This window comes from Malikia sp., from assembly GCF_028687635.1.
GTDB lineage: Bacteria > Pseudomonadota > Gammaproteobacteria > Burkholderiales > Burkholderiaceae_C > Malikia.
In genome coordinates, this window is the sequence record NZ_JAQTZS010000004.1 from 42617 (window position 1) to 56321 (window position 13705).

Sequence of the window (13705 nt, forward strand, 5' to 3'; positions counted from 1 at the left end):
GCTTCAGTGGACCAGGGCCGAGGGGCCTTGGGCGCCGTGCTTGAAGCCGTCCTTGCGCGGGCGGCCAGGCTTGGGCTGGTGGTCGGGGTCGAAGGACTCGGCGCCGGCGCGGCGCGCGCGCAGGCCATCGAGCGCGGCGCGGGCCAGGGCGCGGGCGAAACCGGTTTCCTCGCCTGGGTGGCTGGTGCTCCACTCGCTGGTGCCGTTGGTGGCTGATTCCCAGCCACGGCCGAACACGAAGCGCAGCGCATCGTAGGCCTCGTCCTCGTCGTGGGCGGCCAGTTCGGCGACCTCGCGGAAGAAGGCCTCGCCGCGCTCGATGCCGTCCTCCCACTGGCGGCAGCGCGGCTCTACCGACCAGTTGCGCCAGTGGCCGTTCTTGTCGTGGCGCGCGAAGCTCAGATCCTCACGCCTGCGGATGGCTGGCTTGGGCAGCGCGGGTGCGGCGACCGGTACCGCCAGCAGCGCCTGGGCACGCCGAGCCAGCTCGGCCTCCATGCGCTCGAACTCGTCGGCAAAGGCGATCTGGTGCTGCACCGCCTTGGCGCCGGTGAACTTGCCGACCACGAAGTGAAAGCCCTTCTTGCTCAGGCGGATGACGGGATAGCTGACCGTGCCGCCGTTGGGCTGGGGCAGTTCGACCGATGCCTCCCCGAAATTGGGGAGGCACCAATCAGACGGGCATTCGGCCATGCGCTGGCGCACGATGCGCAGCACGTGGTCATGGCGCTTGCCATAGACCCGGGCGATATCGTGGGTGGTGGTAGTGGGTACGCCGTTGACAACGGCCAGGACGGGCGCGGGTGCGCTGTGGACGTGGCTCATGCTGCACTGCCTTCCTGCGCGCGGATCGCCCGCTTGAGGTGGGTGCGCGCGCGCATGGCCTTGCCGAGCGCACGCTCGAGCGTGGCGGTGCTGACGGTGGGCGCATCGATCAGCGCCAGGGCGTCTTGCAGCGCGCAGCTGGCCAGCGTTTGCAGCACGGCGATGGAGAGGGGGATGCCCGAAGCGGGCAGGGTGGCGGCGCGAACGGGCGCGCGCAGGGTAGTGCGGGTGTCAGCCATGAATGGCTCCTAGTGAACAGGTTCTCGAACCTGCCGCCCTTGAGGCCAATCAAGGGGGAGGCAGACCGTGCGGGTTGGCCTACCGGCACTAGGAACCGGCGAACTTCCTTGCGGAAGTTCCCCACACGGCCCGCCAATCGTCGGAGCAGGTCGCTCCGTCCATGAGGAATCCGTGTTGCCACTCGCAGCCGTGGACATAAGAAAAAGCCGCTGTCGCTGTGAGGCGGCGCGCGGCTTGCTGCGCCTAGTGTAGTCCGGGAGACCAATCCCGTGTGCCGAAGCACGGGGGGATTTTACTGCGCTTTCGCCTGGCTGGGAATCTGTTTTTCAGTGTCGAGCAGGGTTATTTTCTAGGCGAGAATATGAACTTTGAAAATTAGTTAACGCTTGGAGCAGACATGAAGATTCTTGGACTCATCGCATCGGTTGCCCTGCTGGCTGGATGCGCCGCTGCCGGCGTCAAGGTCACGGACCAGCAGCTTTCTGTCCTCAAGCCCGGGGAGAGCACAGAGGCGCACGCCGCCCAGGTACTGGGGAAGCCCACGGTGCGCACCCGCATGGGCGACGGCACCACCATGCTGACTTACAGCTACTACGAGACAAAGGTTCGCCCCGAGACCTTCATCCCGTTCGCGGGAGCTTTCATCGGTGGCAGCGACTCCCGTTCCACGGTAGTGACCCTGAACTTCGACCAGGAGGGCAAGCTGCTGCGTACCTCCAGCACGGAGAGCACGTTCGGGTCGGGCATGGGCATCGCGGCCGGCGCGGTGTCGCAAGTGCCGACCGAGCAGCCGAAGCAGTAGTGATTTCGAGGGGAAATCATGGGATTGTGGAACGGACTGAAGGGGGCTGCCGCAGGTGCAGCGCAGGCGCGCGCCGGGCGCAGCGAGGCGAGACAGAAAACGCCGCTCTGGCGGCGCTGGTGGGTGCTGTTGCTGCTGGCCGTCGTCGGGGTCAACGCGGTGTCGAGCTACCAGCGCTACACCGCGCCGCCCGAGCCAGTACGGACGCCTGAGCAGCAGGCACAGTGGGAAAAGTACGAGGCCGCAAAAGCCCAGGCTCAGGCTGAGAAGGCAGCCGAGCAGGCCAGGAAGGATGCGGAGCTGCGCGACGTGCTGGTTTCCGCCATGACCGTCAAGCAGAACCTGAAGAACCCGACCTCGTTCGAGATCGTAGCGGCAACGCTGATGGAGAACGGCAAGCTGTGCATGGTCTACCGGGGCACCAACAGCTTCAACGCCGTCATCACAGAGTACGCGACGGCCATGGGGCCGGTGGTCAGCCTGTCGTCGAAGCAGTGGAACAAGTACTGCGCGGATCAGCGCACAAAGGCTGACTACACCGAGCACATTCGGTACGCGCTTCGGTAGTGCGAGAGTTGCTGATTGATATGAGATTGATACCGGACTTGCCATTTTCCCTCTATAGGACTCGCATTGAACTACTCGACGTCCTCCGCATCGATCAAATCTCCCCTGCGGCTCAGGCGTAGCACCCGGCCGTGACCGCCCTTGGCGACCAGCATCATATCCATCGGACCTGTGTTGTCCTCCGATGGACGTATACCTCGGTGGTAGATGATGATGCGCTCGAACGTGTCAGCTACCAGCTGGCGGGCCTGCAGGCGGGCTTCGACGTCCTGGGCCTCGACGCGCTCGGCCAGCTCGCACCACTTCTGGTCGACACCCGTCAGATCCGCGCGCACCGTGGCTGCCAGCTCGCGCTCGGCGGCCTCGATGGCTTCGGTCAGTTGCCGCTGCTCGGTCTCAAGCTCACGTGCCTTGCGGGCAAACACCAGAGGCACACCTTCATCTTCTGCCTCCAGCATGGCGTCGGTCAGGCGCTGCAGCTTGGCCTCGACCTCCTGCAGGTGTCCGCGAGCCTTGGCCAGCACGGCGCGCGGCACGGCGCCTCGGTCCTGGCCATAGAGTGCCTGCAGGTTGACCAGGTCGCTGCAGTAGTGCAGCAGCGCGCGCTCGAACGGCGCCACCGACGTCGACCCCGACACTGTGCATCCGCCATGCGAGCTACTCGTGCAATGCAGCCTTCGGTGGCCATTGGCAATTCGGCCTGTAGCATCACGCCGTCGAGTGCCAATGTTCTGGCCTACCATTGCCCGGCCGCAGTACCCGCAAATCGTGATTCCCATGCCAGTCAGGATGTGCGGCACCGGTCCAGCCGCTTTTCGCCTACCGCGACCGCCGGCCAGCATCTGCAGATCATCCCACTCCGCTGGATTCAGTAGGGCTGGGTAGTAGCCGGGCATCCGGAATGATTCGCCATCGACCTCCAGCTCCTTCTCGCCCAGCAGCGCGCGCTGTCGGATCAGTCGATAAATCTGCAGCGCCTGCGGACCACCGCCGGTCAGTGATAGTCCCTTCTTCTGCAGCGCCTCAATGATGCGCGTCGCGCCGTACCCGATGCGGTAGAGCCGAAGTCCCTCATGCACAGCCTCGACGCGCTCCGGGATCAGCTCCCAGGCGTCATCCGTGCGACGCACCCAGACGGGGTCTTTTCCGTTTCGGATCAGCCCTCGGTAGGTGCCGTCTAGCCAGCCCTGGCATTGCCGGCGGATGCTGGCCACCACGCGCTTGCTCTTGGTGTCGGACTCCTCATGGGCGCGGATCATCACCAGCAGGCTGTACACCAGATCCATGGGATTGGATTTGAGCCGCTCGCGGCTGTAGACCTTGCCGTCGCTGGCCGTCACGACGCTGATTCCAGCGTTGACGATCTGGGCCAGCTGGGCCTGCGCCTGGATGGGCTCGGCGCGCGAAAGCCGATCCAACCCCTCGACCACCAGGAATGACCCGGATGCGATCTTCCCTTCCTCGACTGCCGCCAGGAAAACTCCCAGCGCGCCTGACCTGACGTGGTGCTGGTGATAGGCTGACAAGCCTTCATCGCGCAGCGTGAGCGACTCGTCGAGCGCCAGTCCGTGCTCTTGCGCCCAACGCCGTGCGTAGGCTAGCTGCCGCTCGCTGCTGTGCCCGATGGCCTGGCGCGGATCGCTGAACCGCATGTAGGAATAAACCCGACCTGTCACAATTCACCCCATGACTACGACTGAAAAGACAGACTATATCCCGCGTATAGGCATGGTATCGCTCGGGTGCCCCAAGGCGCTGACCGACTCCGAACTGATCCTCACGCAGCTGAGCGCCGAGGGCTACCAGACCAGCAAGACCTTCGACGGCGCGGACATCGTGATCGTCAACACCTGCGGCTTCATCGATGACGCCGTCAAGGAAAGCCTCGACACCATCGGCGAAGCGCTGGCCGAAAACGGCAAGGTGATCGTGACCGGCTGCCTGGGCGCCCGCAAGGACCAGGCCGGCGGCAACATGGTCGAGGGCGTGCACCCCTCGGTGCTGGCCGTCACCGGCCCGCACGCGACCCAGGAGGTGATGGACGCGGTGCACAAGCACCTGCCCAAGCCGCATGATCCCTTCCTGGATCTGGTGCCGGCGCAAGGCATCAAGCTGACGCCGCGCCACTACGCCTACCTCAAGATCAGCGAGGGCTGCAACCACCGTTGCACCTTCTGCATCATCCCCTCGCTGCGCGGCGACCTGGTCAGCCGTCCGATCGGCGAGGTGCTGACCGAGGCGCGCAAGCTGTTCGAGGCCGGCGTCAAGGAGCTGCTGGTGGTGAGCCAGGACACCTCGGCCTACGGCGTCGATGTCCAGTACCGCACCGGTTTCTGGGATGGCAAGCCGGTCAAGACCCGCATGTACGATCTGGTCAGGACCCTGGGCGAGCTCGCGCGCGGCTTCGGGGCCTGGGTGCGGCTGCACTATGTCTACCCCTACCCGCATGTGGACGACATCATCCCGCTGATGGCCGAGGGCCTGTGCCTGCCCTATCTGGATGTGCCGCTGCAGCACAGCCACCCCGATGTGCTCAAGCGCATGAAGCGCCCGGCCAGCGGCGAGCGGAACCTGGAGCGCATCCAGCGCTGGCGCGAGATCTGTCCCGAGCTGGTGGTGCGCAGCACCTTCATCGCGGGCTTCCCCGGCGAGACCGAGGAGGAATTCGCCCATCTGCTCGACTTCGTGCGCGAGGCGCAGATCGACCGCGCCGGCTGCTTTGCCTATTCGCCGGTCGATGGCGCCCTGGCCAACGCCCTGCCGGGCGCGCTGCCCGATGCGCTGCGCGAGGAGCGCCAGGCCCGCTTCATGGAAGTCGCCGAGCAGGTCTCGATCGAACGCCTGCAGCGCCGTGTCGGCGCCACCATGCAGGTGCTGGTCGACCAGGCGCTCAGCCTGGGCAAGAAGGGCGGGGTGGGGCGCACCTATGCCGACGCGCCCGAGATCGACGGCGTCGTCCAGCTGCTGCCGCCCGAGAAGGCCAGCAAGACCTACAAGGTCGGCGACTTCATCAAGGCGCGCATCGTCGGCACCCAGGGCCACGACCTGGTCGGCCAGCCGGTCTGATGACCTGATCGGTCGGGTTGCCGCCTGCGGGTGGCGGCCCGCAAAGCGACAGGCCATGCCGCCCAGCGAGGGCGGCTTTTCCGCACCCGTGTCGGACGCGGAAAACCAAAAGCCCGCAGACCGTGAGATCTGCAGGCTTGATGTTTGGTGCCCAGGAGAGGACTCGAACCTCCACGGAGTTACCCGCTAGTACCTGAAACTAGTGCGTCTACCAATTCCGCCACCTGGGCTTTCAGGGTTTTGTTTCTTGAGATGTTACACAAGGCCGCTTGCATTGACCGCAATGAACCTTGGTGCCCAGGAGAGGACTCGAACCTCCACGGAGTTACCCGCTAGTACCTGAAACTAGTGCGTCTACCAATTCCGCCACCTGGGCTTTCAGGGTTTTGTTTCTTGAGATGTTACACAAGGCCGCTTGCATTGACCGCAATGAACCTTGGTGCCCAGGAGAGGACTCGAACCTCCACGGAGTTACCCGCTAGTACCTGAAACTAGTGCGTCTACCAATTCCGCCACCTGGGCATCTCAGGAAGCCACTATTATAGCCCGGGTTTTTGGTGTTTTTTCCGCTCGCCGAAAATTTTTTGAATAGGTGGCTGCTGGATGCATTTGGCTGCCGCGCCAGCGCTGCAGGCAACGGTTGGCCGCTTGCCATCAGTGTGCGCCTGTCTTGAGGTCGGAAAACGAAAAACCCCGCAGACCGTGAGATCTGCAGGGTTTCATGTTTGGTGCCCAGGAGAGGACTCGAACCTCCACGGAGTTACCCGCTAGTACCTGAAACTAGTGCGTCTACCAATTCCGCCACCTGGGCTTTCAGGGTTTGTTTCTTGAGATATCGCACAAAGCATAGCCAACAAGTGCTAAAGTCTTTGGTGCCCAGGAGAGGACTCGAACCTCCACGGAGTTACCCGCTAGTACCTGAAACTAGTGCGTCTACCAATTCCGCCACCTGGGCATCTCAGGAAGCCGCTACTATAGCACGGATAAACATGAGTGCAAAAGCCGAGTGAAAGAAAAATCCAATCTACTGACTGAATTCGAGGGCCAGGTCAATGGCCACCGCGATGGCCACGGTTTCGTGGTGCGTGACGACGGCCAGTCCGACGTCTACCTGCCGCCCAACGAGATGCGCGCCGTGCTGCACCGCGACCGGGTCAAGGTCCAGATCGTGCGGCAGGACCGCCGGGGCCGGCCCGAGGGGCGGGTGACCGAGATCCTGGCTCGCTCCGAGTCGCCCATCATCGGCCGCCTGCTCCAGGAGAGCGGCGTCTGGCTGGTCGCGCCCGAGGACAGGCGCTATGGCCAGGACGTGCTGATCCCCAAGGGTGGCATGGGCAAGGCCCAGCCGGGCCAGGTCGTGGTGGTCGAGCTCACCGAGCCGCCCGCGCTCTATGGCCAGCCGGTCGGCCGCATCAAGGAGGTGCTCGGCGAGATCGACGACCCGGGCATGGAGATCGAGATCGCGGTGCGCAAGTACGGCGTGCCGCACGAGTTCTCCGACGCCGCGCAGGCGCAGGCGCGCGCGCTGCCCGACAAGGTCAGGCCGGCCGACAAGAAGCACCGCATCGACCTGACCGACGTGCCGCTGGTGACGATCGACGGCGAGGACGCGCGCGACTTCGACGACGCCGTCTACTGCGAGCCGGCCAAGGTCGGGCGCGGCAAGGGCTGGCGCCTGCTGGTGGCGATCGCCGATGTCAGCCACTATGTCGAGACCGGCGAGGCGATCGACATCGACGCCTACGAGCGCGCGACCAGCGTCTACTTCCCGCGCCGCGTGATCCCGATGCTGCCCGAGAAGCTCTCGAACGGCCTGTGTTCGCTCAACCCCGAGGTCGAGCGCCTGTGCATGGTCTGCGACATGCTGATCAACGCCCAGGGCGACATCCACGCCTACCAGTTCTACCCGGCGGTGATGTTCAGCCACGGCCGCCTGACCTACACCGAGGTCGCGGCCATCCTGCAGAACACGCGCGGCCATGAGGCGCAGCAGCGCGAGGCGCTGGTGCCGCACCTGCTCAACCTGCATGATGTCTACCGGGGCCTGCTGGAAGCGCGCAAGCGCCGTGGCGCGGTCGATTTCGAGACCACCGAGACCCAGATCGTCTGCAACGAGGTCGGCCAGATCGAGAAGATCGTCCCGCGCACGCGCAACGACGCGCACCGCCTGATCGAGGAGGCCATGCTGGCGGCCAACGTCTGCTCGGCCGAGTTCATCCAGCACGGCAAGCACCCGGGCCTGTTCCGCGTCCACGAGGGGCCGACTCCGCTCAAGATCGACATCCTGCGCCAGTACCTCAAGGCGCTGGCCTTGCCCTACAGCGTCAGCGACGAGCCGACCCCGCTCGAGTTCCAGCAGATCGCCTCCGCCACCGGCGACCGGCCCGACGCGCTGCAGATCCACCAGATGCTGTTGCGCTCGATGTCGCAGGCGATCTACTCGCCCAACAACGAGGGTCACTTCGGCCTGGCCTTCGAGGCCTACACCCATTTCACCAGCCCGATCCGGCGCTACCCCGACCTGCTGGTGCACCGCGTCATCAAGTGCGTCCTGGGCGAGCGCAAGTATTCGCTGCCCAATCTGCCGACGCCGGGCGAGGCCCAGCTCAAGCTGGCCAAGCGGCTGGCCGACCGGGTCAAGCCGCCGACCGAGAAGCCGGCGCGGGCCAAGAAGCCCAACGCCGAGCTGCTGGCCTGGCAGGCCGCCGGCCTGCACTGCAGCGCCAACGAGCGCCGCGCCGACGAGGCCAGCCGCGATGTCGAGGCCTGGCTCAAGTGCAAGTACATGCGCGAGCACCTGGGCGAGGAGTTCAGCGGCAAGGTCAGCGCGGCCACCAGCTTCGGGCTGTTCGTCACGCTCGACAGCATGTATGTCGAGGGCCTGGTGCACATCACCGAGCTCGGCGGCGAGTACTACCGCTTCGACGAGGCGCGCCAGGAGCTGCGCGGCGAGCGCACCGGCATCCGCTACGCGCTGGGCACGCCGGTGCGGGTGCAGGTCAGCCGGGTCGACCTCGACGGTCGCCGCATCGACTTCCGCCTGGTGCGCGAGGGCGAGGAGCTGGTGACGCGCGCGCCGCGCGACAAGAAGGGTGGCTCCGCTGCGGCCGCAGGCGAGGGCGGGTCTGCCAGGGTGGCGCGCAAGCCCAAGCCCAAGGCAGACGAGGCCGGTCAATCGGGTCCGTCGGGCATCTGGTCGGGCGGCAAGGCGGCTGGCAAGGCTGCGGGCCGTGCCGGACCCAAGCCGACGGGCAAGTCGCGCAAGGGCAGGCGCTGAGATGCAGATCCTCTGGTTCCTGCTCGACAACCTGTTCTTCGTACTGGTCGCGGCGGCGCTGCTGCGCGCCTGGATGAACCAGTCCCGCTTGCGCATGACCCAGCAGCCCGGGCTGTTCGTGATGGCGGTCAGTGACTGGATCGTCCGGCCCTTGCGCCGCTCCTTGCCCAGGCGCTGGCAGCAGGCCCGGCTGGACTGGGCCAGCCTGGTAGCCGCCGGACTGCTGGCCTTGGCCTATGCCCTGCTGGTGCATGGGCTGAGCCTGCTGGCCTTGCCCCGGTTCGACCTGCTGGGCTGGCTCTGGAGCGTGCCGGTCCAGGCGCTGCTGTTCCTGCTGCGCACCGCGCTGCAGGGGCTGATGGGGATGACGCTGGTCTATGCGCTGCTGAGCTGGATCCAGCCCTTTTCGCCCGTCAGCGCGGTGCTGGCCGCGCTGCTCGAACCGCTGCTGCAGCCCTTGCGGCAACGGCTGCCCCGGATCGGCGGCGTCGATCTGTCGGCGCTGGTGCTGATGCTGCTGCTCCAGATCCTGCTGCTGGCGCTGGCCTGACGGCCGGCAGGTTCAGTCCTGCCAGGCGGTGATGCCGGCGAGCAGGTCGCCGGCGCGCAGGCTGCGTCCGGCCGGCCAGCGGTCGGCCAAGACGCCGTGCTGGTAGACGGCGCGGCGCGCCGCCTCCAGGGCCAGCGCCTGTCCCAGCTGCGAATCATGGCTGGGCTGGCCTGCGCTGGCCTGTGCCCAGTACGCGCCCACCATGCCGGCCAGCACGTCGCCGGTGCCGGCCGTCGCCAGCAGCGCGTTGCCGGTCGGGTTGATGAGCGGTGTCTGGCCTGGCGCGCTGATCACGCTGCCCGAACCCTTGAGCACCACCACGCCTCGCAGTTCCTCCGACAGCCGGCGCGCGGCGCCGAGCCGGTTGGCCTGGACTTGCGCGCTGTCGCAGCCCAGCAGCCTGGCCGCTTCCAGTGGATGCGGCGTCAGGATGCTGTGCTGGCCGCGTGAGTACCGGCTGGCCAGTTGCGCGCGCCAGTCCGGTGAGCCGGCGATCGCGTTGAGCGCGTCGGCATCGAGCACCAGGCGCGGCGACTGTTCGAGCAGGGCCGGCAGCACCGCGCGCACCGATTGGCCGCCGCCGCAGCCGCAGACGGTGGTGGCCTGGCGCGCCAGTTCGTCCTCGGCGGCAGCCTGTGCCGGGCGGAACATCAGCTCGGGCCAGAGCGGGTCGAGCGCGGGCGTGGCGGGTCCGGCGCCGAGCAGGCCCAGGTAGACCCGGCCCGCGCCGGCCTGCAGCCCGGCGCGCGCCGCCAGCAAGGCGGCGCCCGTCATGCCGATGCCGTCGACCGAGACATCCTGGCCGCCCAGCACCAGCAAGTCGCCGTGGCTGCCCTTGTGGGCGCCATGACGCTGCTGTCGTTGCTGGCGCAATGACGAGCTGACGCGGTGCGAGTCGGCCAGCCAGGCATCGGCAGGCATCCCGGCCGGATCGATGCCGAGCCGGTCCAGCCAGACCTGGCCGGCCGCATCGCGGCCGTCGGCGGTGAACAGCCCGGGCTTGAGCGTGAGCAGCGACAGCGTGTGGCGCGGCCCGGCCGGCATCCGCTCGAAGGGGTTGCGCCAGGCGCCGCTGTCGGGGTCCAGCCCGCTGGGCAGGTCGACGCACAGCACGGTGGAGCGGGTCCGCTGCAGCGTCAGCATCCAGTCGGCCATCGGTCCGGCTGCCAGGCCACGGCTGCCCAGGCCCAGCAAGGCATCGATGCCGAGGTCGAAGTCGTCCGGTGCCCGGTCGGAAAAACGCACGCCGGCGGCGCGCGCCTGTTGCAGGGCATGGCGGGCATCGTCCGGCAGCCGGCTTTCGTCGCCATGCCAGCTGACCGTCACGCGAGTCTGCGGCAGCAGCCCGTGCAGCAGGGCCGCCGCCAGCAGCCCGTCGCCGCCGTTGTTGCCCGGGCCACAGGCGACCCAGACCTGGCGCGCGTGCGGCGTCAGCGCGCGCGCCAGTGCCGCCACGGCGGCGGCGGCGCGACGCATCAGGGTGTGCGGGGGCAGGGCGGCGAGCGCGGCCTGCTCCAGCGCGCGGCTGGCGGCGCTGCCTTGCAGCGCCAGATCGGGCAGTCGGGAGCAGGGGGCTATGCGCTGCATGGCGGGGATGGTGTCAGAGGTGTTACAATCGTCGGGCTTTGAAAATTGTGGCGATTCTCGCCGCAACGAACTAAGCCTAACCGCAAACAGGCCCGACCAGGTGTTGCCGGCGACATGCCGGCAATAATGGGCCTGATTTAAGCCCCAACCTCAGGAAATTTAACCATGTCTATCTCCATGCGCGAAATGCTGGAAGCCGGTGTCCACTTCGGTCACCAAACCCGCTTCTGGAACCCCAAGATGGCGCCGTTCATCTTCGGTCACCGCAACAAGATCCACATCATCAACCTGGAAAAGACCCTCCCGCTGTTCGAGGAGGCCGCCAAGTTCGTGCGCCAGCTGACCGCCAACGGCGGCACCGTGCTGATGGTCGGCACCAAGCGCACCTCGCGCGACATCGTGTCCCTGGAAGCTGACCGCGCCGGCGTGCCCTACGTCGAGCAGCGCTGGCTCGGCGGCATGCTGACCAACTTCAAGACCGTCAAGACCTCGATCAAGCGCCTGAAGGACATGCAAGCCCAGAAGGAAGCCGGTCTGGAAACCATGTCCAAGAAGGAACAGCTGACCTTCACCCGCGAGATCGAGAAGCTCGAGAAGGACATCGGCGGCATCCAGGACATGCCCGCTCTGCCGGACGCGATCTTCGTCGTCGACGTCGGCTACCACAAGATCGCCGTCTCCGAAGCCAAGAAGCTGGGCATCCCGCTGATCGGCATCGTCGACACCAACCACTCGCCCGAAGGCATCGACTACGTGATCCCGGGTAACGACGACTCCGCCAAGGCTGTCGCCCTGTACGCTCGCGGCATCGCTGACGCGATCCTGGAAGGCCGTGCCAACGCCGGCGCCGACCTGGTCAAGACCGTGCAAGCCGCTGCCGCTGGCGACGAGTTCGTCGAAGTGCAAGACGCCGCCTGATACCGGGCACCCAAGTCGAAAAAGGGGCTCGAGAGCCCCTTTTTTGCAAGCAAATTTTCATCTGACAGTGCAACACTGGGTTCCATCACGGACCCGAACGGAGAAACAAGATGGCTGCAATCACCGCTAGCATGGTCGCCGAACTGCGCGCCAAGACCGACGCCCCGATGATGGAGTGCAAGAAGGCACTGACCGAGGCCGAAGGCAACATGGACAAGGCCGAGGAGATCCTGCGTGTCAAGCTCGGCAACAAGGCCGGCAAGGCCGCCAGCCGCGTGACCGCCGAAGGCGTGATCTCCAGCTTCATCGACGGCACCACCGGCGCCCTGGTCGAGATCAACTGCGAAACCGACTTCGTCTCCAAGAACGACCTGTTCCTGGCCTTCTGCAACCAGGTCGCCGAGCTGGTCGTCAAGCACAACCCGGCTGACGTCGCCGCCATCGGTGAACTGCCGCTGACCCTGGAAAGCTTCGGCCCGACCGTGGAAGAAGTCCGCAAGGGCCTGATCGGCAAGATCGGCGAGAACATGGCGATCCGTCGCTTCAAGCGCTACGCCGACGGTGGCCAGCTGGCCGCCTACCTGCACGGCGTGCGCATCGGCGTGATGGTCGAGTTCGACGGCGAGCTGACCGCTGCCAAGGACACCGCGATGCACATCGCCGCCATGAAGCCGGTCTCGCTGTCGAGCGCCGACGTGCCGGCCGAGCTGGTCGCCAAGGAGCGCTCGGTCGCCGAAGCCAAGGCTGCCGAATCCGGCAAGCCGGCCGAGATCGCCGCCAAGATGATCGAAGGTTCGATCCAGAAGTACCTGAAGGAAGTCTCGCTGCTGGACCAGGTCTTCGTCAAGGCCGCCGACGGCAAGCAGACCGTGGCCGCCTACCTCAAGTCCGCCAACACCACCGTCAAGGGCTTCACGATGTTCGTCGTCGGTGAAGGCATCGAGAAGAAGGTCGACGACTTCGCCGCTGAAGTCGCCGCCCAGGTCGCAGCCGCCACCCAGGGCGCCTGATACCGATCTGACCCGGCTGGGCGGGCGCTGTCGGCAGGATGCCGGCACGCCCCCGACCGGAAAAATGCACGGCCGACCCTTCGCGGGGTCGGCCGTTGTCGCACTCAAGCCCTAAAATCCACCGGATATCAACTAGACCCATGCTTATGCCCGCCTACAAGCGCATCCTCCTGAAACTCTCCGGCGAAGCCCTGATGGGCGATGACGCCTTTGGCATCAACCGCGCGACCATCGTGCGCATTGTCGACGAGGTCGCGGAGGTCACCCGGCTCGGCGTGGAGGTGGCGGTGGTCATCGGCGGCGGCAACATCTTCCGTGGCGTCGCGGGCGGTTCGGTCGGAATGGACCGCGCCACGGCCGACTACATGGGCATGCTGGCCACCGTCATGAACTCGCTCGCCCTGGGCGACGCGTTCGAGAAGGCCGGCGTCAAGGCGCGCGTGATGTCCGCGATCGCGATCGACCAGGTGGTCGAGCCCTATGTCCGCCCGAAGGCGCTGCAATACCTCGAAGAAGGCAAGGTGGTCGTGTTCGCCGCCGGCACCGGCAACCCCTTCTTCACCACCGATACCGCGGCCGCGCTGCGCGGCGCCGAGATCGGCGCCGAGATCGTGCTCAAGGCGACCAAGGTCGACGGCATCTATACCGCCGACCCGAAGAAGGACCCGACCGCGACGCTCTACCACCAGGTCAGCTTCGACGAGGCGATCAACCGCCAGCTCGAAGTGCTGGATGCGACGGCCTTTGCGCTCTGCCGCGACCAGAAGCTGCCGATCAAGGTCTTCAGCATCTTCAAGCCGGGCGCGCTGCGCCGCGTCGTGCTCGGCGAGGACGAGGGCACCCTGGTCCACGTCTGATCAATC

At 66.3% G+C, this 13705-nt stretch carries 12 protein-coding genes and 5 tRNA genes; 8 read left to right on the top strand and 9 right to left on the bottom strand.

Annotated elements, in window-relative coordinates:
• Positions 1 to 3: 3 nt before the first annotated feature.
• Positions 4 to 825 (bottom strand): Rha family transcriptional regulator, encoded by an 822-nt coding sequence (locus PHR85_RS04075; protein WP_300050789.1) that lies wholly within the window; start codon positions 823 to 825, stop codon positions 4 to 6.
• The gene (locus PHR85_RS04080; protein ID WP_300050792.1) at positions 822 to 1064 is read right to left on the bottom strand and encodes a hypothetical protein; all 243 of its coding nucleotides are present in this window, start codon (positions 1062 to 1064) and stop codon (positions 822 to 824) included. Before PHR85_RS04080 ends, PHR85_RS04075 begins: the two co-directional genes overlap by 4 nt.
• Positions 1065 to 1462: 398 nt before the next feature.
• Here PHR85_RS04080 and PHR85_RS04085 point away from each other — a divergent pair, with 398 nt between their 5' ends.
• Positions 1463 to 1867: a hypothetical protein gene (locus PHR85_RS04085; RefSeq protein ID WP_300050795.1), complete on the top strand. Its 405-nt coding sequence runs from the start codon at positions 1463 to 1465 to the stop codon at positions 1865 to 1867.
• An 18-nt stretch (positions 1868 to 1885) separates the two neighbouring features.
• Positions 1886 to 2434, top strand: a complete 549-nt coding sequence (locus PHR85_RS04090) for a hypothetical protein (RefSeq protein ID WP_300050797.1) — start codon at positions 1886 to 1888, stop codon at positions 2432 to 2434.
• Positions 2435 to 2505: 71 nt separating this feature from the next.
• On the opposite strand, the gene PHR85_RS04095 is transcribed toward PHR85_RS04090, so the two are convergent.
• Positions 2506 to 4086, bottom strand: coding sequence for a recombinase family protein (locus PHR85_RS04095; RefSeq protein WP_300050799.1), 1581 nt, complete (start codon positions 4084 to 4086; stop codon positions 2506 to 2508).
• 34 nt (positions 4087 to 4120) lie between these two features.
• Between PHR85_RS04095 and rimO the strand changes: the two genes are divergently transcribed.
• Positions 4121 to 5500: a 30S ribosomal protein S12 methylthiotransferase RimO gene (gene rimO / locus PHR85_RS04100; RefSeq protein WP_300050801.1), complete on the top strand. Its 1380-nt coding sequence runs from the start codon at positions 4121 to 4123 to the stop codon at positions 5498 to 5500.
• Between the two features lie 145 nt (positions 5501 to 5645).
• Here the strand turns inward: rimO and PHR85_RS04105 are convergent.
• The 5 genes from PHR85_RS04105 to PHR85_RS04125 all read right to left on the bottom strand — a co-directional run bounded on the left by PHR85_RS04105 (position 5646) and on the right by PHR85_RS04125 (position 6455).
• Positions 5646 to 5730: transfer RNA gene (locus PHR85_RS04105), tRNA-Leu, on the bottom strand.
• Positions 5731 to 5791: 61 nt separating this feature from the next.
• A tRNA-Leu gene (locus PHR85_RS04110) sits at positions 5792 to 5876 on the bottom strand.
• A gap of 61 nt (positions 5877 to 5937) precedes the next feature.
• Positions 5938 to 6022 (bottom strand) — tRNA-Leu (locus tag PHR85_RS04115).
• 204 nt (positions 6023 to 6226) lie between these two features.
• A tRNA-Leu gene (locus tag PHR85_RS04120) sits at positions 6227 to 6311 on the bottom strand.
• Between the two features lie 59 nt (positions 6312 to 6370).
• Positions 6371 to 6455 (bottom strand) — tRNA-Leu (locus tag PHR85_RS04125).
• Positions 6456 to 6506: 51 nt separating this feature from the next.
• Between PHR85_RS04125 and rnr the strand changes: the two genes are divergently transcribed.
• Both rnr and PHR85_RS04135 read left to right on the top strand, forming a co-directional pair.
• Positions 6507 to 8777 (top strand): ribonuclease R, encoded by a 2271-nt coding sequence (rnr, locus tag PHR85_RS04130; RefSeq protein WP_300050803.1) that lies wholly within the window; start codon positions 6507 to 6509, stop codon positions 8775 to 8777.
• A gap of 1 nt (position 8778) precedes the next feature.
• The gene (locus PHR85_RS04135) at positions 8779 to 9327 is read left to right on the top strand and encodes a YggT family protein (protein ID WP_300050805.1); all 549 of its coding nucleotides are present in this window, start codon (positions 8779 to 8781) and stop codon (positions 9325 to 9327) included.
• A 12-nt stretch (positions 9328 to 9339) separates the two neighbouring features.
• Here PHR85_RS04135 and PHR85_RS04140 read toward each other — a convergent pair whose 3' ends face one another.
• Positions 9340 to 10914: an NAD(P)H-hydrate dehydratase gene (locus PHR85_RS04140; protein ID WP_300050807.1), complete on the bottom strand. Its 1575-nt coding sequence runs from the start codon at positions 10912 to 10914 to the stop codon at positions 9340 to 9342.
• Between the two features lie 165 nt (positions 10915 to 11079).
• Between PHR85_RS04140 and rpsB the strand changes: the two genes are divergently transcribed.
• From rpsB to pyrH, 3 genes are all read left to right on the top strand, one after another.
• Entirely contained in the window at positions 11080 to 11832 is a 753-nt protein-coding gene (gene rpsB / locus PHR85_RS04145) for a 30S ribosomal protein S2 (protein WP_300050809.1), read from the top strand.
• 110 nt (positions 11833 to 11942) lie between these two features.
• Positions 11943 to 12842 carry a translation elongation factor Ts gene (tsf, locus tag PHR85_RS04150; protein WP_300050812.1) on the top strand — a complete coding sequence of 300 codons (900 nt, stop codon included), beginning with the start codon at positions 11943 to 11945 and terminating at the stop codon, positions 12840 to 12842.
• A 146-nt stretch (positions 12843 to 12988) separates the two neighbouring features.
• Positions 12989 to 13699: a UMP kinase gene (gene pyrH / locus PHR85_RS04155; RefSeq protein WP_300050815.1), complete on the top strand. Its 711-nt coding sequence runs from the start codon at positions 12989 to 12991 to the stop codon at positions 13697 to 13699.
• Positions 13700 to 13705 lie beyond the last annotated feature (6 nt).